The organism is Geodermatophilus marinus, from assembly GCF_003428645.1.
GTDB lineage: Bacteria > Actinomycetota > Actinomycetes > Mycobacteriales > Geodermatophilaceae > Geodermatophilus.
The window spans coordinates 1-19,654 of the sequence record NZ_QVQH01000019.1 but is presented as its reverse complement, the minus strand read 5'-3'; the positions used below and the strand labels follow the sequence as shown (position 1 = coordinate 19,654).

The 19,654-nt window shown below is 77.7% G+C and carries 19 protein-coding genes and 1 tRNA gene; 13 read left to right on the top strand and 7 right to left on the bottom strand.

Going from position 1 to position 19,654, the window contains the following annotated elements:
* Position 1: 1 nt before the first annotated feature.
* From D0Z06_RS18090 to D0Z06_RS18080, 3 genes are read right to left on the bottom strand one after another with little or no spacing between them, the layout of a single operon-like run.
* Entirely contained in the window at positions 2-235 is a 234-nt protein-coding gene (locus tag D0Z06_RS18090; RefSeq protein ID WP_117378949.1) for an HTH domain-containing protein, read from the bottom strand.
* Positions 236-293: 58 nt separating this feature from the next.
* Complete coding sequence (locus tag D0Z06_RS18085) at positions 294-761, bottom strand: YbaK/EbsC family protein (RefSeq protein ID WP_199522398.1); 468 nt, start codon at positions 759-761, stop codon at positions 294-296.
* A complete protein-coding gene (locus tag D0Z06_RS18080; protein WP_117378948.1) occupies positions 758-1,723 on the bottom strand; it encodes a zinc-binding dehydrogenase in 966 nt (321 codons plus the stop codon). Before D0Z06_RS18080 ends, D0Z06_RS18085 begins: the two co-directional genes overlap by 4 nt.
* 117 nt (positions 1,724-1,840) lie before the next feature.
* Between D0Z06_RS18080 and D0Z06_RS18075 the strand changes: the two genes are divergently transcribed.
* Complete coding sequence (locus D0Z06_RS18075; protein ID WP_117378947.1) at positions 1,841-2,713, top strand: class I SAM-dependent methyltransferase; 873 nt, start codon at positions 1,841-1,843, stop codon at positions 2,711-2,713.
* On the opposite strand, the gene selD is transcribed toward D0Z06_RS18075, so the two are convergent.
* Positions 2,694-3,704: a selenide, water dikinase SelD gene (gene selD, locus D0Z06_RS18070; protein WP_117378946.1), complete on the bottom strand. Its 1,011-nt coding sequence runs from the start codon at positions 3,702-3,704 to the stop codon at positions 2,694-2,696. The genes D0Z06_RS18075 and selD overlap by 20 nt on opposite strands.
* 23 nt (positions 3,705-3,727) lie before the next feature.
* On the opposite strand from selD, the gene D0Z06_RS25470 reads away from it, so the two are divergent.
* The 3 genes from D0Z06_RS25470 to selB all read left to right on the top strand — a co-directional run bounded on the left by D0Z06_RS25470 (position 3,728) and on the right by selB (position 6,947).
* Positions 3,728-3,823: transfer RNA gene (locus D0Z06_RS25470), tRNA-OTHER, on the top strand.
* Between the two features lie 50 nt (positions 3,824-3,873).
* Complete coding sequence (gene selA, locus D0Z06_RS18065) at positions 3,874-5,175, top strand: L-seryl-tRNA(Sec) selenium transferase (protein ID WP_117378945.1); 1,302 nt, start codon at positions 3,874-3,876, stop codon at positions 5,173-5,175.
* Positions 5,172-6,947 (top strand): selenocysteine-specific translation elongation factor, encoded by a 1,776-nt coding sequence (selB, locus tag D0Z06_RS18060; RefSeq protein ID WP_233517786.1) that lies wholly within the window; start codon positions 5,172-5,174, stop codon positions 6,945-6,947. The genes selA and selB overlap by 4 nt, the downstream gene beginning before the upstream one ends.
* 112 nt (positions 6,948-7,059) lie before the next feature.
* On the opposite strand, the gene D0Z06_RS18055 is transcribed toward selB, so the two are convergent.
* The gene (locus tag D0Z06_RS18055) at positions 7,060-7,989 is read right to left on the bottom strand and encodes an NADP-dependent oxidoreductase (protein ID WP_158580026.1); all 930 of its coding nucleotides are present in this window, start codon (positions 7,987-7,989) and stop codon (positions 7,060-7,062) included.
* Positions 7,990-8,050: 61 nt separating this feature from the next.
* A complete protein-coding gene (locus D0Z06_RS18050) occupies positions 8,051-8,812 on the bottom strand; it encodes an enoyl-CoA hydratase-related protein (RefSeq protein WP_117378943.1) in 762 nt (253 codons plus the stop codon).
* A 47-nt stretch (positions 8,813-8,859) separates the two neighbouring features.
* On the opposite strand from D0Z06_RS18050, the gene hemW reads away from it, so the two are divergent.
* The 6 genes from hemW to D0Z06_RS18020 all read left to right on the top strand — a co-directional run bounded on the left by hemW (position 8,860) and on the right by D0Z06_RS18020 (position 15,414).
* On the top strand, positions 8,860-10,080 hold the full coding sequence (hemW, locus tag D0Z06_RS18045; protein WP_117378942.1) for a radical SAM family heme chaperone HemW: 1,221 nt from the start codon (positions 8,860-8,862) through the stop codon (positions 10,078-10,080).
* 100 nt (positions 10,081-10,180) lie between these two features.
* A complete protein-coding gene (locus D0Z06_RS18040; protein WP_199522397.1) occupies positions 10,181-11,923 on the top strand; it encodes a SulP family inorganic anion transporter in 1,743 nt (580 codons plus the stop codon).
* A 100-nt stretch (positions 11,924-12,023) separates the two neighbouring features.
* Positions 12,024-12,941, top strand: coding sequence for an ABC transporter ATP-binding protein (locus tag D0Z06_RS18035; protein ID WP_117378940.1), 918 nt, complete (start codon positions 12,024-12,026; stop codon positions 12,939-12,941).
* Positions 12,938-13,684 (top strand): ABC transporter permease, encoded by a 747-nt coding sequence (locus tag D0Z06_RS18030; RefSeq protein ID WP_117378939.1) that lies wholly within the window; start codon positions 12,938-12,940, stop codon positions 13,682-13,684. The genes D0Z06_RS18035 and D0Z06_RS18030 overlap by 4 nt, the downstream gene beginning before the upstream one ends.
* 21 nt (positions 13,685-13,705) lie before the next feature.
* Positions 13,706-14,812 (top strand): sensor histidine kinase, encoded by a 1,107-nt coding sequence (locus D0Z06_RS18025; RefSeq protein WP_117378997.1) that lies wholly within the window; start codon positions 13,706-13,708, stop codon positions 14,810-14,812.
* Positions 14,809-15,414 (top strand): response regulator transcription factor, encoded by a 606-nt coding sequence (locus D0Z06_RS18020; protein WP_117378938.1) that lies wholly within the window; start codon positions 14,809-14,811, stop codon positions 15,412-15,414. Before D0Z06_RS18025 ends, D0Z06_RS18020 begins: the two co-directional genes overlap by 4 nt.
* Before the next feature lie 282 nt (positions 15,415-15,696).
* Here D0Z06_RS18020 and D0Z06_RS18015 read toward each other — a convergent pair whose 3' ends face one another.
* Positions 15,697-16,014, bottom strand: a complete 318-nt coding sequence (locus D0Z06_RS18015) for a type II toxin-antitoxin system VapB family antitoxin (RefSeq protein ID WP_458339537.1) — start codon at positions 16,012-16,014, stop codon at positions 15,697-15,699.
* Between the two features lie 252 nt (positions 16,015-16,266).
* Here D0Z06_RS18015 and hrcA point away from each other — a divergent pair, with 252 nt between their 5' ends.
* The 3 genes from hrcA to D0Z06_RS18000 are packed head-to-tail and all read left to right on the top strand — an operon-like array spanning position 16,267 to position 19,202.
* Positions 16,267-17,289, top strand: a complete 1,023-nt coding sequence (gene hrcA / locus D0Z06_RS18010; RefSeq protein WP_117378936.1) for a heat-inducible transcriptional repressor HrcA — start codon at positions 16,267-16,269, stop codon at positions 17,287-17,289.
* Between the two features lie 15 nt (positions 17,290-17,304).
* On the top strand, positions 17,305-18,441 hold the full coding sequence (gene dnaJ / locus D0Z06_RS18005) for a molecular chaperone DnaJ (protein ID WP_117378935.1): 1,137 nt from the start codon (positions 17,305-17,307) through the stop codon (positions 18,439-18,441).
* 5 nt (positions 18,442-18,446) lie between these two features.
* Positions 18,447-19,202: a 16S rRNA (uracil(1498)-N(3))-methyltransferase gene (locus D0Z06_RS18000; protein ID WP_199522396.1), complete on the top strand. Its 756-nt coding sequence runs from the start codon at positions 18,447-18,449 to the stop codon at positions 19,200-19,202.
* Positions 19,203-19,654: the final 452 nt, after the last annotated feature.

Sequence of the window (19,654 nt, the reverse complement as noted above, 5' to 3'; positions counted from 1 at the left end):
CTCACTCCTCCCGCCGGAGCGGCCCGCGGCCGCCCGCGTGCTTCTTGTGCACCGCCTGCCGGCTCACGCCGAGGTGCTGGGCGATCAGCTCCCAGCTCCAGCCCTGGCCGCGGGCGTTCTCCACCTGGAGGGCCTCCAGGCGCTCGACGAGGACGCGCAGCGACCGGACGGCCGCGAGGCCGACCGACGGGTCCGTGCTGCCGGCGGCTGCTGCCACCGCTGCCGTGTCCGCCATGGCTGTCAACATACGTTGACAGCGCGGATCCTGTCAACTCGTGTTGACAGGAGCGCGGTCAGGCGACGGCGGCCCCCGTGCCGCCGGTGGCCCGGAGCAGGTCGGCGTAGGAGAGCCCGAGCATCGTCCAGTGGTCGCCGCCGCCGGCCCACAGCAGCGGGTGGCCGGCGAGGTCGGCGTCGACGACGGTGCGCAGCGGTGCCGGGTGGCCCACGGGCGCCACGCCGCCGACCTCCTGGCCGGTGGCGGCGAGCACGAACCCCGGCGTCGCCCGGCGGACCCGGCGGGCACCGACCAGGGCGGCGACCTTGCCGGTGTCCACCCGGTGGGCGCCGCTGGTGAGCACCAGCAGCGGCTCGCCGTCGGCGTCGAACACGAGACTGTTGGCGATGGCGGCCACCGGGCAGCCGAGCGCCGCCGCGGCCGTCGCGGCCGTGGGCACCGGGTCGGTCAGGCGCCGGACCTCGACCGGCACCCCGGCCTCCCGCAGCGCGGCCAGCACCCGGTCGACCGGGCCCTCGCTCACGGGGTGAAGACGATCTTGCCCGCCGTCCGCCCCTCGAGCATGCGCGCGAAGCCCTCCCGCGCCTCGGCGAGCGGCAGCTCGACGTCGATGAGCGGGCGGACGCCGGTGACCAGGCACATCCGGACCAGCGACTCGAGCTCCTCGCGGGTGCCCATGGTGGAGCCGATCACCGACAGCTGGGTGAAGAAGACCCGGTTGAGCTCGGCACCCGGGTTGAAGCCCGTCGTCGCGCCGGAGGTGACGATGACGCCGCCGGGCCTGAGCGACTTGACGCTGTGGCCCCAGGTCGCCTCGCCGACGGTCTCCATGACGCCGTCCACCCGCTCGGGCAGCCGGGCGCCGGTCTCGAAGGCCTGCTCGGCGCCCAGCCGGAGGGCCGCGGCGCGCTTCTCCTCGCTGCGGCCGGTGACCCAGACCCGGTAGCCGGCCGCCCGGCCGAGCGCGATCAGCGCGGTGGCCACGCCGCCGCTGGCGCCCTGCACCAGCACCGTGGCGCCCGGCCGCAGCCCCGACTTCACGAACAGCATCCGGTAGGCGGTCAGCCAGGCGGTGGGCAGGCAGGCGGCCTCGGCGAAGCTCAGCTCGGCGGGCTTGGGCACCAGGTTGCGCCGGGGGACGGCGACCCGCTGGGCCATCGTCCCCTGGTGCAGCTCGGAGAACAGGCTCCGCCGGGGGTCCAGCGTCTCGTCGCCGGTCCACCCGGGGCTGGCGACCACCCCGTGCACGATGACCTCGTTGCCGTCCTCGTCGAGGCCGGCGGCGTCGGTGCCGAGGACCATCGGCATCCGCTCCGCCGGCAGGCCGACCCCGCGCAGGCTGAACAGGTCGTGGTGGTTGAGCGAGACCGCCCGCACCCGGACCGTCGTCCAGCCGTCGGGGACCTCGGGGTCCGGGCGCTCGCCCACCTCCAGGACGGAGAGGGGGTCCTCCGGGGCGGGCGTCGAGACGAAGGCAGCGAGCATGCCGGGACTATGTCACTGCCCCCCTCGGGGTCGCACCGCGACCGGGGGGATGGGCGGGCACCCTCGCGCGCGGGACGATCCGGGGGACACCGGCAACCGCCCCGACGGGAGACGGCGATGACCGCGCCGACACCTCAGCAGGCCCCGCTCGTCGACGCCCGCAACGCCGACATGGCCGCGGCCTGGAACGGCGCGGAGGGCGAGGACTGGGCGGCGCGGGCCGACCGCTTCGACGCGGCCTCGGCGGCGTTCGACCCGGCCCTGGCCGGGGCCGCCGGCATCGCCGCGGCCGACCGGGTGCTCGACGTCGGCTGCGGCGCCGGCACCTCGACCCGCGCCGCGGCGCGCGCGGCGCCGGCCGGGCACGCGACCGGCGTCGACGTGTCGGCCCCGCTGCTGGCCGAGGCCCGTCGGCGCAGCGCGGCGGCGGGGCTGGCGAACACGACGTTCGTCTGGGCCGACGCCCAGGTCCACCCCTTCGACCCCGCGGCGTACGACGTCGCGATCAGCCGCTTCGGCGCCATGTTCTTCGGCGACCCGGTGGCCGGCTTCGCCAACGTCGCGCGGGCCCTGCGGCCGGGCGGGCGGCTGGCGCTGCTGACCTGGCAGCCGCTCGCCCGCAACGAGTGGCTGCTCGTCATCCGCCGGACGCTGTCCGCCGGCCGCCCGCTGCCGGAGCCGCCGAGCGACGCCCCCGGGCCGTTCGGCCTGGCCGACCCGGACCACGTGCGCCGCGTCCTCGCCGCCGCCGGGTTCTCGGCGGTCGACCTCACCGCCCTGCCGGGGGCGGTGCGGCTGGGCGCCGACACCGACGACGCGTTCGGGTTCGTCACCGGGCTGGGCCCGGCGCGGGGTCTGCTGGGCGGCCTCGACGCCGGCACCCGCCGGGCGGCCCTGGAGGAGCTGCGGGCGGCGCTCGCCGACCACGAGACACCCGACGGCGTCCTGCTCGGAGCGGCCGCGTGGGCGATCACCGCACGACGACGGTGAGGTCCCCGCGCCGCGGCACGAACTCGCCGATCACCGGAGCGCCCGGCACCTCGCCGGCCAGCAGCAGCCCGCCGGAGGTCTGCGCGTCGGCCAGCAGCAGCGCCTCGTCCCCGTCCACCGCGGTGAGGTCCACGTGCGGGCGCACCCAGTCGAGGTTGCGCCGGGTGCCGCCGGAGACGTGGCCGCCGGCCAGCGCCCGCCGCGCCCCGTCGAGGTAGGGGACGGCGGCCGCGTCGACCACCGCGGTCACCCCGCTGGCCCGCGCCATCTTGTGCAGGTGGCCGAGCAGGCCGAAGCCGGTGACGTCGGTGCCCGCGCGGATCCCGGCGGCCACCGCGGCCAGCGAGGCGTCGCGGTTGAGCGCCGTCATCGAGGCCACCGCCTCCTCGCTCACCTCGCCGGTGGCCTTCATCCGGCTGTTGAGGACGCCGACCCCGAGGGGCTTGGTCAGCGACAGCGCCGTCCCGGCGGCGGCCGCGGAGTTCGTGATCACCCGGTCGACGTCGACGACCCCGGTCACCGCCATGCCGTACTTGGGCTCGGGGTCGTCGATCGAGTGGCCGCCGCCGACGTGGCAGCCGGCCTCCTGCGCGATCTCCAGCCCGCCGCGCAGCACCTCGGCCGCGAGCTCGGCCGGCAGCACGCCGCGCGGCCACCCGAGCAGGTTGACCGCCACGACGGGGGTGCCGCCCATCGCGTAGACGTCGGAGAGCGCGTTGGCCGCGGCGATCCGGCCGAAGGTGCGCGCGTCGTCGACGACCGGGGTGAAGAAGTCGGTGGTGAGCACCAGCCCCTGGCCACCGGCGGTGCGCACCACCGCGGCGTCGTCCCCGTCGTCGAGGCCCACGACGAGCTCGGCGGCCGGGTCCCGCGGGCCGGCGGTGGTGAGCCCGGCGACGACGTCCTCCAGCTCGCCGGGCGGGATCTTGCACGCGCACCCCCCGCCGTGCGCGTACTGCGTGAGCCGGATCCTGGCGGGTGCGCTGGTCACCGCCCCACCGTAGGCTGGGCCCCGGAGGCGTCAGGGCGCCTGGTGGCCCCCGCGGCCTCTAAAGCCGACGTGGCCGAGCAGCTCGGTCAGGCGGGTTCGATTCCCGTCCGCCTCCGCCAACCACCCGCCCGCACCCTCGCCCGCCCACCCGGCGCCTACGCTCCGGTCGATGAGCGCCGACCCGCGGCGGCAGGTGCCCCGCACCGACTCGCTGCTCGCCGACCCGCGGCTGGTGGCCGCCGCCGACCGGCTGGGGCGGGACCTGGTGAAGGTCGCCGTCCGGGAGGTGCAGCAGCGGGTCCGGCAGGGCGAGGTCGTGCCCGGGGACGCCGTCGCCGCGGTCGTGGCCGCGCTGCCCGGCACCGCGTCGTCCCTGCGGCCGGTCCTCAACGCCACCGGGGTCCTCGTGCACACCAACCTCGGCCGCGCCCCGCTGTCGGCCGCGGCGGTGGAGGCGGTGGCGGCCGCCGCCGGCACCACCGACGTCGAGCTGGACCTGGGCACCGGCCGCCGCGGCCCCCGCGGCGTGGGCGCTCTGGCCGCGCTGCTCGAGGCGGTGCCCGCGGCCGGGGCCGCCCTGGTGGTCAACAACTGCGCCGCCGCGCTGGCGCTGGTCGCCACGGCGCTGGGCGGTGAGCTGGTCATCGCCCGCGGCGAGCTGGTCGAGATCGGCGACGGCTTCCGCATCCCCGAGCTGCTCGAGGCCACCGGCGCTCGCCTGCGCGAGGTGGGGACGACGAACCGTGTGGCCCTCGACGACTACCTCGGCGCCCTCACCGGCAGCACCGGCGCGGTGCTCAAGGTGCACCCGTCGAACTTCGTCGTCCGGGGCTTCACCCGCGCTGTGCCGGTCGCCGAGCTGGCCCGGGCGCTGGCCGGCCGCGGCGTCCCGCTGGTCGCCGACGTCGGCTCCGGCCTGCTGCGGCCGCACCCGGTGCTGCCCGACGAGCCCGACCTGCAGAGCACGCTGGCCGACGGCGCGGACCTCGTGCTGGCCAGCGGGGACAAGCTCCTCGGCGGCCCGCAGGCCGGCCTGGTGCTCGGCCGCGCCGACCTGGTGCAGCGGCTGCGCCGGCACCCGCTCTACCGGGCGCTGCGGGTGGACAAGACGACCCTGGCCGCGCTGGAGGCCACCCTGCGCGGGCCGCTGCCGCCGGTGGGGGAGATGCTCGCCGCGGACGCCGCCGGGCTGCACCGCCGGGCCGAGGCGCTGGCCGCCCGGCTGTCCGCGGCCGGGGTGGACGCGGTGGCGGTGGGCTCCCGGGCGCGGGTCGGCGGGGGCGGGGCGCCCGAGCAGCCGCTGCCCAGCGCCGCGGTCTCGCTGCCGGCAGGGTTCGCCGAGCCGCTGCGCCGGGGCACGCCCCCGGTCGTCGGCCACGTCGCCGGCGACCGCACGCTGCTCGACCTGCGCAGCCTGCCGCCCACCGCCGACGACTGCCTGGCCGCCGCCGTGCTGGCGGCGGCCCGGTGAGCCCGCCCGGCATGGACGTCGTCGCCACCGCCGGGCACGTCGACCACGGCAAGTCCACGCTGGTCCGGGCGCTCACCGGCATGGAGCCCGACCGGTGGGAGGAGGAGCGCCGCCGGGGTCTGACCATCGACCTCGGCTTCGCCTGGACGACGCTGCCCTCGGGCCGCCGGCTGGCGGTGGTCGACGTCCCCGGGCACGAGCGGTTCGTCGGCAACATGCTCGCCGGCGTCGGCCCGGTCCCGGCGGCGCTGGTCGTGGTCGCCGCGGACGACGGCTGGTCGGCGCAGACCGCCGAGCACGTCGCCGTCCTCGACGCCCTGGGCGTGCGGCACGCGCTGCTGGCGGTCACCAAGGCCGACCTGGCCGCGACCGCGCCGGTGCTGGCCGACGCGCGGGAGCGGCTGGCCGCGACCTCGATGGGCGAGGTCCCCGGGGTGGCGGTCAGCGCGGTCACCGGCCGGGGCGTCCCCGAGGTCGCGGCGGCGCTGGAGGCCCTCCTGGCCGGCCTGCCCGCTCCCGACCGCGCCGCACCGGTCCGGCTGTGGGTGGACCGGGCCTTCCCGATCCGCGGCGCCGGCACGGTGGTCACCGGGACGCTGTCCGCCGGCCGGGTCGCCGCCGGGGACCGGCTGCTGCTCGGGGGCCGGGAGGTGGCCGTCCGCGGGGTCCAGTCGCTGGGGGAGCCGGTCGGCCGGGCCGAGGCGACCGCGCGCGTGGCGCTGAACCTGCGCGGCGTGGCGGTCGAGGACCTCGCCCGCGGCAGCGCCCTGCTCACCCCGGGGGCCTTCCGCGCCACCTCCGACGTCGACGTCCTGCTGGCCGGGGGCGGGTGGGGGTCGGCGGACGCCCCGCGGCTGCCGGCCGAGGTGGTGGTGCACGTGGGCTCGGCCGCGGTGGCGGCCCGGACCCGCCCGCTGGACGGCGCGGCGGTGCGGCTGCGGCTGGCCGGCCCGCTGCCGCTGCGCGTGGGGGACCGGCTGCTGCTCCGCGACCCCGGCGCCCGCCGGGTGCTCGGCGCCGACGTGCGCGACGTCGACCCGCCCGAGCTGCGCCGCCGCGGGGCCGCGCGGGCGCGCGCCGCGGAGCTCTCCGCGCGGCCGGGCGGGGCGGCGGGGGCGGCGGCCGACCTGGCCCGGCGCCGCGTCGTCCGCACCGCCGACTTCACCGCGATGGGCTGGCCGGTCCCGGAGGGCGCCGCGCAGGTCGGGCCGTGGCTGCTCGCCCCGGGCCTGCCCGACGAGCTCGCGGCCGCCCTGCCGGACGTGGTGACCCGCTACCGGCGGCTGCGCCCCCTGGAGCCCGGCCCGCCGGTCGCCGTGGTCCAGCGCGCGCTCGAGCTGCCCGCCCCCGAGCTGGTCCCGGTCGCGGTCCGGCCCCCGCTGGCCCTGCAGGAGGGCCGCGTCGTCGCGGCCGCCGCCGGGCTGCCGCCTCGGGTGCAGGCCGCGGTCGACGGCATCCGGGCCCGGCTGGCCGCCGACCCGTTCGCCGCCCCCGAGGCCGGGGACCTGGCCGCCGCCGCGCTGGGCCCGCGGGAGCTGGCCGCCGCCGTCCGCGAGCGGCAGCTGGTGCGCATCGCCGAGGGCGTCTACCTGGCGCCGGGGGTCGAGGCGGTCGCCCGGGAGCGGCTGGTCGCCCTCCCCGCACCGTTCACCCTCAGCCAGGCCCGGGCGGCCTGGGGCACCACGCGGCGGGTCGCCGTCCCGCTCATGGAGTGGCTCGACGCCCGCGGCGTCACCCAGCGGCTGCCCGACAGCACGCGCCGGCTGCGGTAGCCCGCGGACCCGGGCCGCCCTCGTGTGCCGTCCGGGGTCCTCCGTCTGTGAGTGCCATGGCACTCACAGACGGAGGACCCCGGGAGGGGGCACCGGTGCGGCCGGTCCGGGCTCAGATGACGACGACGAGCTTGCCCCGCCCTGCGCCCCCGTCGGCGTAGGCCGCGGCGGCACCGGCCAGCGGGACCCGCCCGGTCACCGGGACGCGCAGCCGGCCCGCGGCCACCAGACGGACGAGCCGGGCGAGGTCGGCGGGCCGGGCCCGGGTGCGCACCGCGGCGAAGCGCACCCGGCGCCGCCGCAACCGGCCGGCTCCGGCCCGCAGCACGTCCGCCGACAGCGGGACGGTGCTCACCAGGGCCCCGCCGTCGGCCAGCTGCGGGCCGACCTCGGCGAGGCGCAGGACGGCGGGTGTGTCCAGGACGACGTCCCACCGCTCCCCGCCGCCCGGTAGCGGGCCGTCGTCCCGGTCGGCCACCTCGTCGGCGCCCAGGTCGCGCAGCCACCCCGCCTGCTCGCGGCGGGCGACCGCGGTCACGTGCGCCCCCGCCAGCTTCGCCAGCTGGACCGCGTAGGACCCGATGCCGCCGGCCGCCCCGACGACGAGGACCCGCGGGGAGCGGCGGGCGTGCAGGGCGGCCGCGCCGTGCAGGGCCTGCAGCGCCGTGAGCCCGGCCAGCGGGAGGGCGCCGGCCTCGGCCGGGTCGACGGCCGCGGGCAGCAGCGCGACCCGCGACTGCGGGACGAGCACCCGGTCGGCCTGGCCGCCGCCGCCGTGGTCGAGCAGCCCGAGCACCCGGTCGCCGGCCTCGTACGAGGTCACGGCCGGGCCGCGGGCGACGACCTCCCCGGCGACGTCGAAGCCGAGGGGGAACGGCCCGCGCAGCGCGGTGACGGGGACGGCGCCCCGCAGGAGGCGGAGGTCGGTGCCGTTGACGCTGGAGGCGGCGACCCGGACCAGCAGCTGGTCGGCGCGCGGGGCCCGGGGCGGGAGGACCTCGTCGACGCACACCCGGCGGGAGCGCACGCCGTGCAGGCGCACCGCCCTCACGCCACGGCCCCCGGCGCTGCCGGTCCCGGTGCCACCGGGCCGCCCCGCCGCGTCAGGGCACCCACCGGGCCGGGCGCTTCTCGCGGAAGGCGGCGATGCCCTCCTGCCCCTCCTCGGAGGCGAAGAACCGCGCCGAGGTCGCCAGCAGCTCGTCGAAGGACCCGCGCAGCCCGCCGGCCCGCAGCAGCCGCTTGGTCTCGGCCAGCGCGGCCGGCGCGCCCGCGGCCAGCGCTCGGGTCTGGACCTCGACGGCCTCGTCCACCGCGTCCCCGGCGACGACCCGGTCGACCAGCCCGCCGGCCAGCGCCTCCGCGGCCTCGAAGACCTCCCCGGTCAGCATCAGCCGGTGCGCCACGTGCGGCACCATCCGCGGCAGGACGACCGCGGAGATGACCGCCGGCACGATGCCGAGGCGGACCTCGGAGAACGCGAACGTCGCCGACTCGGCCGCGACCACCACGTCGCAGGCGGCCAGCAGCCCGACCCCGCCGGCGCGGGCCGGGCCCCGGACGGCGCCGACCACCGGCTTGGGCGCCCGCCACACCGTTTCCAGGATCTCCGGGAACTCGTGCACGCCCTGGTCCTCGGCGGCGCCCCCGGCGGCCTCGGAGAGGTCCATCCCGGAGCAGAAGACCCGGCCGGTGTGGTCGAGGACCACCACCCGCACCGCGTCGTCGGCCAGCGCGTCGGCCAGCGCCGCGCGCAGCTGGGCCCGCATCGCCCGCGAGAGGGCGTTGCGGTTGGCGGGGGAGTCCAGCGTCAGCGTCGCCACCCCGTGCGAGACGGTCACCTGCAGCACCCGGTCGTCGGCCACGGGAGGGATCCTGCCCGGCGTCCCGCGGCGCGGCACACTGGGAGCAGATGAGCACCACCCTGCCCCTCACGGACCCGCCCGCGCGGGCCTTCGGGCTTCCCGACACCGCCCGCGCCGGCCTGGCCGGCACCCCGTTCGGGCTCTACGTGCACGTGCCGTTCTGCGCCACCCGCTGCGGCTACTGCGACTTCAACACCTACACCGCCGAGGAGCTCGGGTCCGGTGCCGCCCGCGCCGAGTACGCGGGCACGGCGCTGGCCGAGCTGCGCCAGGCCGCCGACCTGCTGGGGCCCGACCGGCCTCCGGTCTCGACCGTGTTCGTCGGCGGGGGCACCCCGACACTGCTGCCGGCCGACGACCTGGCCGCCGTCCTCGACGGCATCCGCGCGCTGTTCCCCGTCGCCGACGACGTCGAGGTCACCACCGAGGCCAACCCCGAGACGGTCACCCCCGCCGGCCTGGCCCGGCTGCGCGCGGCCGGGTTCACCCGGATCAGCCTCGGCATGCAGTCGGCCGCCGAGCACGTGCTCGCCGTGCTCGACCGGCGGCACACCCCCGGCCGCGCCGCCGAGGCCGCCCGGGAAGCCCGCGCGGCCGGCTTCGAGCACGTTAACCTCGACCTGATCTACGGCACGCCGGGGGAGACCGACGCCGACTGGGCGGCCTCGCTCGACGCCGTCCTCGCCGCCCCGGTCGACCACGTCAGCGCCTACTCGCTCATCGTCGAGCCGGGCACCCGGCTGGCCCGGCGCGTCGCCCGGGGGGAGCTGCCGATGCCCGACGACGACGTCCTCGCCGACCGCTACGAGCAGGCCGACGCCACCCTCCGGGCCGCGGGCTTCGACTGGTACGAGGTCTCCAACTGGGCCCGCTCGGAGGCCGCCCGCTGCCGGCACAACGAGCTGTACTGGGCCAACGCCAACTGGTGGGGCATCGGCCCGGGCGCGCACAGCCACGTCGGGGGGCTGCGCTGGTGGAACGTCAAGCACCCGGCCGCCTACGCCGGCCGGCTGCTGCGCGGGGAGAGCCCCGTCCAGGACAGCGAGCTGCTCGACGAGGCCGACCGCGCGCTGGAGACGGTGATGCTCGGGCTGCGCCTGCGCGCGGGGCTGCCGCTGACCGCGCTGTCGGCGGCCGGTCGGCTGCGCGCGGCGGTAGCGGTGGCCCGCGGGCTGCTCGACCCGGTCGCGCACGAGGGCGGCCGGGCGGTGCTCACCGACCGGGGCCGGCTGCTCGCCGACGCCGTCGTCCGGGAGCTCACCGACTGACCGCGGTGGGACGGGCGGGCTCTCCGGCATGTGACGATGCGCCCCGTGGAGCTGCTGTCGGTCGGTGAGGTGGCCGCCCGGGCGCGGCAGGATGCCCGGCGTGAGCAGGGCGGACGGCGCAGGTGCGCGGCCGGTGGGGTCGCCGGGTGCCTGGCGGCTGGCCCCGAACCTGCACGTGCTCGTGCACTACCGCCGTTCCTGGCTGCGGGGTGACCTGGTCGCCGGGGTGGGCGTGGCCGCGTACCTGGTGCCCCAGGTCATGGCCTACGCCACGGTGGCCGGGCTGCCGCCGGTCACCGGCCTCTGGGCCGTCTCGGTGGCGCTGCTGGTCTACGCCGTGCTCGGGTCCTCCCGGCAGCTGTCGGTCGGCCCGGAGTCGACGACCGCGCTCATGACCGCGGTCGTCGTCGGCCCGCTGGCGGCCGGCGACCCCGCCCGCTACGCGGTGCTCGCCGCGGCGCTCGCCCTCCTCGTCGGCGCGGTGTGCCTGGTGGCGCGCCTGCTGCGGGTCGGGTTCCTCGCCGACCTGCTCTCCAAGCCGGTGCTGGTCGGCTACCTGGCCGGCATCGCGGTGCTCATGGTGGTCAGCCAGCTCGAGCGGGTCACCGGCGTACCCGTGGAGGGCTCCGGCGTCCCTGCGGAGGTGTGGTCGTTCCTGCAGAACCTCGACCGGGTGCACCCGCCCACGGCCCTCCTGGCCGCCGCCGTGCTGGTCCTGCTCCTGGCGCTGCACCGGTGGTCCCCGCGGACGCCGGCCCCGCTGATCGCCATGGTCCTCGCCGCGGCGGCGGTCACGCTGGGGGACCTGCAGGAGAGCGGCGTCGGCGTCGTCGGCGAGGTGCCGGTCGGCCTGCCGCTGCCGGCGTGGCCGGGCGTCTCCCTCGACGACCTCACCACCCTGCTGCTGCCCGCGGTCGGGGTGGCCGTCGTCGGCTTCACGGACAACGTGCTCACCGCCCGGGCATTCGCCGGGCGCCGGCACGAGCGGGTGGACGCCGACCAGGAGCTGCTCGCGCTCGGGGCCGCGAACATCGCGGTCGGGCTGACCCAGGGCTTCCCGGTGAGCAGCAGCGGCAGCCGCACGGTGGTCGGCGACGCGCTCGGCAGCCGCAGCCAGCTGTACTCGCTGGCCGCCCTCGGCGCCGTCGGGGCCGCCGTGCTCGCCCTGGGACCCCTGCTCGCCGCGTTCCCCACCGCCGCGCTCGGGGCGGTCGTGGTGTGGGCCGCGCTCGGCCTGGTCGACGTCGGCGAGTTCCGCCGGTTCGCCGCCTTCCGCCGCAGCGAGCTGCTGCTGGCCCTCGCCACCACCGCGGCCGTCGTCGCCCTCGGCGTGCTCCCCGGCGTCGGCGTGGCGGTCGCGCTGTCGATCGCCGACCTCATGCGACGGGTCGCCCGCCCGCACGACGGCATCCTCGGGTACGTGGACGGCATCGCCGGGATGCACGACGTCGACGACCACCCGCACGCGCGGCTGGTCCCCGGCCTGGTGGTCTACCGCTACGACTCCCCGCTGGTGTTCGCCAACGCCGAGGACTTCCGCACCCGCGCCCTGGCCGCGGCCGACGCGGCGCCGACGCCCCCGGAGTGGTTCCTGCTCAACGCCGAGTCCAACGTCGAGGTGGACCTCACCGGGCTGGACGCCCTCGACGAGCTGCGCGCCGCCCTCACCGACCGGGGCGTGGTGTTCGCCATGGCGCGCGTGAAGCAGGACCTGCGCGACGCCCTCGGCGCCGCCGGGCTGCTCGACCGCGTCGGCGAGGACCGGGTCTTCCCGACCCTGCCGACGGCGGTGGCGGCGTACCGGGACTGGTACGCCGCGCGGCACGGCCGGCCGCCCGACTGACAGTGCCCGCGCCGGCCGGAGGCCCGGCCTGACATCCGTCAGGTCGGGGTCCCGACGTCCCGCACTACCCCGGCCGGAGGTGCGCGGACAGGCTGGGCGCATGCCCCGCGAGACCGCACTCGAGCTGGAGTCCCTCACCGTCCGCTACGGCGGCACGGTGGCCGTCGACGGCCTGGACCTGCGGCTGCGCCGCGGCGAGACCGTGGCCCTGCTGGGCCCCAACGGCGCCGGCAAGTCGACCGTCGTCAACGCCGTCCTCGGCCTGGTGCCCTCGTCGGGCCGGATCAGCGTGCTCGGCCGCGACCCGCGCGAGGCGGTCCGGGCCGGGTGCGTCGGCGCGATGCTGCAGCACGGCGGGCTGCCCGGGGAGGCGCGCGTCGGCGAGGTGCTCGCGCTGGTCCGCCGCAGCTTCGGGCGGGCCGGGCGGGCCATCGCCTGGCCGCTGGACGACCTGGTCGCCACCGCCGGCATCGACGGCCTGCTCGACCGGCCGGTGGAGGCCCTCTCGGGCGGTCAGCGGCAGCGGGTGCTGCTCGCCGTCGCCCTGGCCGGGGAGCCGCCGCTGCTCCTGCTCGACGAGCCCACCTCGGCCATGGACGTCGCCGGACGCCGCGCCTTCTGGACGACGATGCGCGCGCTGGCCGACCGCGGCACCACGGTCGTCTTCGCCACCCACCACCTGGAGGAGGCCGACGCCGTGGCCGACCGGGTGGTGGTCGTGGCCGGCGGCCGGGTGGTCGCCGACGGCCCGGCCGCCGCGGTGAAGGCCGGCATCGGCGGCCGGACCGTGGCCTTCACCGCCGCGCCCGGCACTCCGCTGCACGACCTGCCCGGCACCACCGCGCTCGACCGCGCGGGCGACCGGGTCGTGCTCTCCACCGACGACGTCGAGGCCACCCTGCAGGCCCTGCTCGCCCGCGGCACCCGGCTGGCCGACCTCGAGGTCCACGGGGCCAGCCTCGAGGACGCCGTCCTCTCCCTGACCGCCACCCGCACCACGACCGGAGCCACGCGATGAACCCCTTGTTCGCCTTCCAGCTGCGCCGGGTCGGGCGCAACCGGCAGTTCCTCTTCTTCACCGTGCTCATGCCGGCGCTGTTCACGGTCTTCTTCACGAAGGTCTTCGGCGGGTTCGCCGGCGACGCGGCCGACCGGCAGGCGTACGCGACCACCTACATGGTCTCGATGATGGCCTACGGCGCCCTCGGGGCCGCCCTCGGTGCGACCATCCGGGTCTCCTTCGACCGCGCCTCGGGGTGGCTGCGCCAGCTGCGGATCACCCCGGTGCCGACGTCCTCCGTGGTCGCCGTGGACGTCGCCGTCGGCATGCTGCTCACCCTGCCCGGCCTGGTCGTCGTCGCCGCGGTCGGCCGGTTCGTCAACGGCGTGGACCTGCCCCCGCTCACCTGGGCGGCGCTCGTCGCGGTGCTCTGGCTGGGCTCCGGCGCGTTCGTCGCGCTGGGCCTGCTGGTCGGCCACGCCCTCGACGAGAAGGCCGCCGGCGGTGCGATCGGCATCCTCGGCACGATCCTGGCCGCGCTCGGCGGGCTGTGGGTACCGGTGCAGCTCTTCCCGGAGGCCCTGCGGGCGGTGGCGCACACCCTGCCCTCCTACTGGTACGCCGAGCTCGGCCGCGACGTGGCGGCCGGTGGCGCGCCGGCGCCCCTGGCCGTGCTGGCGCTGGCCGGGTTCGCCGCGGCCTTCGCGCTGCTGGCCGCGGCGGTGGCGCAGCGGCGGGCGCTGCACGCCGTCGCCGGCTGAGCGGGACTAGCGTCGGTGCCCGTGGAACCGCGCCCGCGCTGGCGGCACCGGCTGGGCTGGACGCTGCCCTGGCTGCTGTTCCTGGCCTTCCCGCTGTCCGACCTGGTCAGCACCCCGCGGCCGGCCGGGGTCCGGGTGGTCGCGCTCCTCGGGCTGGTCGCGTTCACCGCCGCGTACCTCATGGTCTTCGACCGGATGACCTCCCCCTGCCGCCCGGTGCCCTGGCGCCCCCTGGTGGCGGTCGGGGTGCTCGGTGCCGCTCTCGCCGTCGGGCTGGGGGCCTCCTGGGTCGGGTTGCTCATCTACGTGGCGACGGCCGCGGCCGCCGGCCTCCCGGAGCGGTGGGTGTGGCCGGTGGTCGCCCTGGCGACGGCGGTCTGCACCGGCGTCCTCGCCGCGGACGGGATGCTCGGGGAGCTGTTCTTCCTCCCGGTCCTGTGCGTGCTGAGCGCCTTCGCCCTCCGCGGCACCCGCTACCTCATCTCGGTCAACGCCGAGCTGGCCGAGGCGCGCGACGAGCTGGCCCGCTCGGCGGTCGCCGAGGAGCGGCTGCGCTTCGCCCGGGACCTGCACGACCTGCTCGGGCACTCGCTGTCGATGATCGCCCTCAAGAGCGAGCTCGCCGGCCGGCTGGCCGAGCGGGACCCCGCCCGGGCCCGCGCCGAGATGGCCGACGTCGAGGCCGCCGCCCGGCGCGCGCTGGCCGAGGTCCGCGAGGCGGTCAGCGGCTACCGGCAGATCGGCGTCGCGGTCGCCCTGGCCGAAGCCCGCGCCGCCCTGTCGGCCGCCGGGGTCGCGCTGCGGGCGCCGTCCCCGCTGCCGGTGCTGCCCGGCCCGGTCGACGCGGTGCTGGGCTGGGTGGTGCGCGAGGCCACGACCAACGTGCTGCGGCACAGCGGCGCCCGCGCCGTCGTCGTCGACGTCGCGGTCGGCGACCGCGAGGCGGCGCTGACCGTCACCGACGACGGGCGGGGCCCCGGCGGGACGCCGGGCACCGGGCTGTCGGGGCTCGCCGAGCGGGTGACCGCGCTGGACGGCGAGCTGCAGCACGGCCCCGCGGCCGGCGGCGGGTTCCGGCTCGCCGCGCGGGTGCCGCTGGCGGCCGCCGACCGCGTGGGCACGCCGTGATCCGGGTGCTCGTCGCCGAGGACCAGGGGATGGTGCGCGGCGCGCTGCGGGCCCTCCTGGAGCTCGAGGAGGACATCGAGGTGGTCGCCGAGGTCGGCCGGGGCGACGAGGTCGTCGACGCCGCCCGCGCCCACCGGCCCGACGTGGCGCTGCTCGACATCGAGATGCCCGGCCGGGACGGCATCGAGGCGGCCCGCGAGCTGGCGACCGCGGTGCCGGGCTGCCGTGCCGTCGTCCTCACCACCTTCGGCCGGCCGGGTTTCCTGCGCCGGGCCATGGAGGTCGGCGCGGCCGGCTTCCTGGTCAAGGACGCGCCGGTCGCCGAGCTGGCCCGCGCGATCCGGGCGGTCGTGGCGGGGGAGCGGGTCATCGACCGGGAGCTCGCCGCGGCCGCGCTGGCGCTCGGCGCCACCCCGCTGTCGGCGCGGGAGGCCGACGTGCTGCGGGAGGCCGCGGACGGCGCCACCGTCGCCGACATCGCCCGCCGGCTGTTCCTCTCCGAGGGCACGGTCCGCAACTACCTGTCCTCCGCGATCGGCAAGACCGGCGCGCGGACCCGCGTCGAGGCCGCGCGCGTGGCCGAGGAGAAGGGCTGGCTCTAGAAGGACCCCGTCCTCCCCACCCCTCGCAGGCTCGGGGCGGGACCCTGGACGGGGCCGTGCGACCGCTCGCAGGCTCGGGGCGGGACCCTGGACGGGGCCGTGCGACCGCTCGCAGGCTCGGGGCGGGACCCTGGACGGGGCCGTGCCACCCCTCGCAGGCTCGGGGCGGGACCCTGGACGGGGCCGTGCGACCGCTCGCAGGCTCGGGGCGGGACCGTGCGACCGCTCGCAGGCTCGGGGCGAGCCTCTGGACGGGGCCCCAGCGGGACCCGGCACGGGGTCTCAGCGGGCGGGGTCGGCGGGGATCAGCGCGTCGAGGTCGAGCACCCGGACGTGGATGACGTTGCGCTGCTGCAGCGCCGCCCGCAGCGCCCGGTGCAGGCCGTCCTCGAGGTAGAGGTCGCCCTGCCACTGCACCGCGTGCGGGAACAGGTCGCCGTAGAACGTCGAGTCGTCGGCCAGCAGCGTGTCGAGGGCCAGCTCGCGCTTGGTCGTGACCAGCGCGTCCAGCCGGATCTGCCGCGGCGGGATCATCGCCCAGTCCTTCGTCGACAGCCCGTGCTCGGGGTACGGGCGGCCGTCCCGGACCGCTTTGAAGATCAGGGGGACCGACCTCCGTCCTGCTGCTCGCCCGGGCTGGCGCGACCGCGGCCAACCCTAGCGGCCGCCCCCGGGCCGGCCCGGGCCGGTGCCGCGAGCCGCGGGACCGGCGGGCTCCCGGGACGTATGCTGTCCTGGCACTCTGTCCGTGCGAGTGCCAGCTCGCCGTGCGGTCGCCGGGAGGCGGGCCGGGCGGGGGCGACCGCCGCGGGGTGCCGTCCGACGCGTCGACCGGTACGGGGAGGTGTCACCGTGGCCCACGAGGACCGCCGTCTGCAGGTGCTGCGGGCCATCGTCCAGGACTTCGTCTCGACCAACGACCCGGTGGGCAGCAAGGCCCTGGCCGAGCGGCACGACCTGGGGGTCTCGCCGGCGACCATCCGCAACGACATGGCCGTGCTGGAGGAGCAGGGGTACATCACCCAGCCGCACACCAGCGCCGGGCGGGTGCCCACCGACAAGGGCTACCGGCTCTTCGTCGACCGGCTGTCGGCGGTCAAACCGCTGTCGGCGGCCGAGCGGCGGGCCATCGAGCGCTTCCTCGACGGCGCGCTCGACCTGCACGACGTCCTCGGCCGCACCGTCCGCCTGCTCGCGCAGCTGACCCACCAGGTGGCCGTCGTCCAGTACCCGACGCTCTCGCGCAGCGCCGTCCGGCACCTCGAGGTGGTGCAGGTGGCCACCACCCGCCTGCTGGTGGTGCTCATCACCGACACCGGGCGGGTCGAGCAGCGGGTGGTCGAGTGCTCGGCCGAGCTGGACCGGGACGACGTCGCCGAGCTGCGCAGCCTGCTGAACACCGCCTTCGCCGGGGCCAGGCTGACCGACGCGGCCGGCAAGGTCCCCGACCTGCTCGACACCGCGCCCCCGCACCTGCGGCCCCTGGTCGCCGCGGTCAGCGCCGCGCTGGTGGAGACGCTCGTCGAGCCGGGCGAGGACCGGCTGGTCATCGGCGGCACCGCGAACCTCGCCCGCGGGCTCACCGACTTCCCGGGCAGCCTGCGGCCGCTGCTGGAGGCGTTGGAAGAACAGGTGGTGGTCCTGCGGTTGATCTCGGAGGTGGACACCGGCGGGGCGGTCCTCGTCCGCATCGGCGAGGAGAACGCCCACGAGGCCCTCACGGGCGCCTCGGTGGTCTCCGTGGGTTACGGCACGGAGGACCGGGCACTCGGGGGGCTGGGCATCGTCGGTCCCACCCGCATGGACTACCCAGGCAACATGGCCGCGGTGCGCGCCGTGGCCCGCTACGTCGGCCAGATCCTGGCCGGGAGCTGAGGCTGAGACTTCTCGATGGCAACCGACTACTACGGCGTGCTGGGCCTGGCCCGCGGGGCCTCCGACGCCGAGATCAAGAAGGCCTACCGGCGGCTGGCGCGTGACCTGCACCCGGACGTCAACCCCGACCCGGGCGCCAAGGAGCGCTTCCAGGAGGTCAGCCGCGCCTACCAGGCCCTGACCGACCCGGAGAAGCGGCGCATCGTCGACCTCGGCGGCGACCCGTTCGACAACGGGCCGGGTGCCGGGGCGGGCAGCCCGTTCGGCGGGGCCGGGTTCGGCGGCCTCGGCGACATCATGGACGCCTTCTTCGGCGGCGCCGCCACCGCCCGCGGCCCGCGCAGCAGGGTCCGCGCCGGCGGCGACGCGCTGATCCGTCTCGACCTCGACCTCGACGAGACGGTCTTCGGCGCCACCAAGGAGATCACCGTCGACACCGCCGTCCTCTGCGACGCGTGCACCGGTGCCGGCACCGCGCCCGGCACCCACGCCACCACCTGCACCACGTGCTCCGGCCGCGGCGAGGTGCAGAGCGTCCAGCGCTCCTTCCTGGGCCAGGTCGTCTCCTCGCGCACCTGCCCGACCTGCGTGGGCACCGGCCAGGTCATCCCCGAGCCGTGCGCGCAGTGCGGGGGCGACGGCCGGGTCCGCGCCCGGCGCACCATCCCGGTCAAGGTGCCCGCCGGCGTCGAGGACGGCATGCGGATCCGGCTCACCGGCCACGGCGAGGTCGGCCCCGGTGGCGGCCCGGCCGGCGACCTGTACGTGGAGATCGCCGAGCGCCCGCACCCGGTCTTCACCCGCGACGGCGAGGACCTGCACTGCCGGGTCACGCTGCCGATGACCTCCGCCGCGCTGGGCACCACCCTCACCCTCGAGACGCTCGACGGGGAGCAGGAGGTCGACATCCGGCCCGGCACCCAGTCCGGCAGCGTGCTCACGCTGCGGGCCCAGGGCGCGCCGCGGCTGCGCGCCACCGGCCGGGGCAACCTGCTGGTGCACGTCGAGGTCGAGACCCCCACCCGGCTGGACGCCGAGCAGGAGAAGCTGCTGCGCGAGCTCGCCGCCCTGCGCGGTGAGGACCGCCCGGCCGCGGCCCACCCGGAAGGGCACGGCGGGCTGTTCTCCCGCGTCCGCGACGTGTTCAAGTGACGGGCGTGGCCGACCGATCCCTGCCCGAGCTCGACGGCGCGCCGCTGTTCCTGCTCGAGGAGCTGCCCGACGCCCCCGAGGTGCTGGTCGACGGGGCCGAGGGGCGCCACGCCGTCGACGTCCTGCGGCTGACACCGGGCGAGCGGGTCCGGGTCGGGGACGGCCGGGGCATCCTCGTCGAGGGCGAGGTGACCGCCGCCGGCCCGGCCGGCCTGCGGGTGGGGGTCGCCGCCCGCCACGAGGTGCCCCCGCCGGCCCTGGAGCTCGTCCTGGTGCAGGCGCTGCCGAAAGGCGACCGCGGCCCGCTGGCCGTCGAGCTGGCCACCGAGCTCGGCGTCGACCGCGTGGTGCCCTGGACGGCGGCCCGCTGCATCACCCGCTGGCGCGCCGACCGCGTCGACAAGGGTCTGGCGCGGTGGCGCTCGGCCGCCCGCGCCGCCAGCAAGCAGGCCCGGCGCCCGCGCGTCCCGGAGGTCACCGGGCCGATGACCATCCGCGAGGTGTGCGGGGTGCTGGCCGACGTCGACCTCGCGCTGGTCCTGCACGAGCAGGCCCGCCACCCGCTGGCCGGCCTCGACCTGCCCGCCCGGGGCACGGTGGCGGTCGTCGTCGGCCCCGAGGGCGGGCTCACCGACGGCGAGGTCGTCGCGCTGGCCGCCGCGGGCGCGCGGCCCGTGCGCCTGGGCCCCGAGGTGCTGCGCACCTCGACCGCCGGTGCCGCCGCGCTGGCCGCGATCTCGGCCCGCACGCGCTGGCGGTGACGGCGGGCCCCTCCGGGATCAGGTGACCTGGTCGTTGCCGGTCCTGGCTCACCACCGGTGGTGAGCCAGGACCGGCAACGGTGAGCTCGGCGATCCCTCAGGGGCCCGCCGGCTCCCCTCCAGGGTCCCGCCGTGAGCTCGCGAGCGGCGGGGGGCAGGGGGGTCCTTGTGCGAGGTGTGGGGGGAGGGGCGGCCATCCCTCAGGCGCGTTATGTGGGTTGCCGTCGGCAACTGATGGCTTGACATGAGGGCGCCTCTGCGGAGCGTGGTGGTTGTCGAAGCCCCTCGCCCGCAGAGGCGCCTCTCATGCTCCCCACCGAGGACTTGTTCGTCCACGTCTACGTGCTCATCGACGATGCGATCGCCGCCGGGCAGGTGACCATCCCGGCCCGGCCGGGGCCGACCCCGGCCTGCAGCGACGCCGAGCTGCTCACCATCGCCCTGGTCCGCCA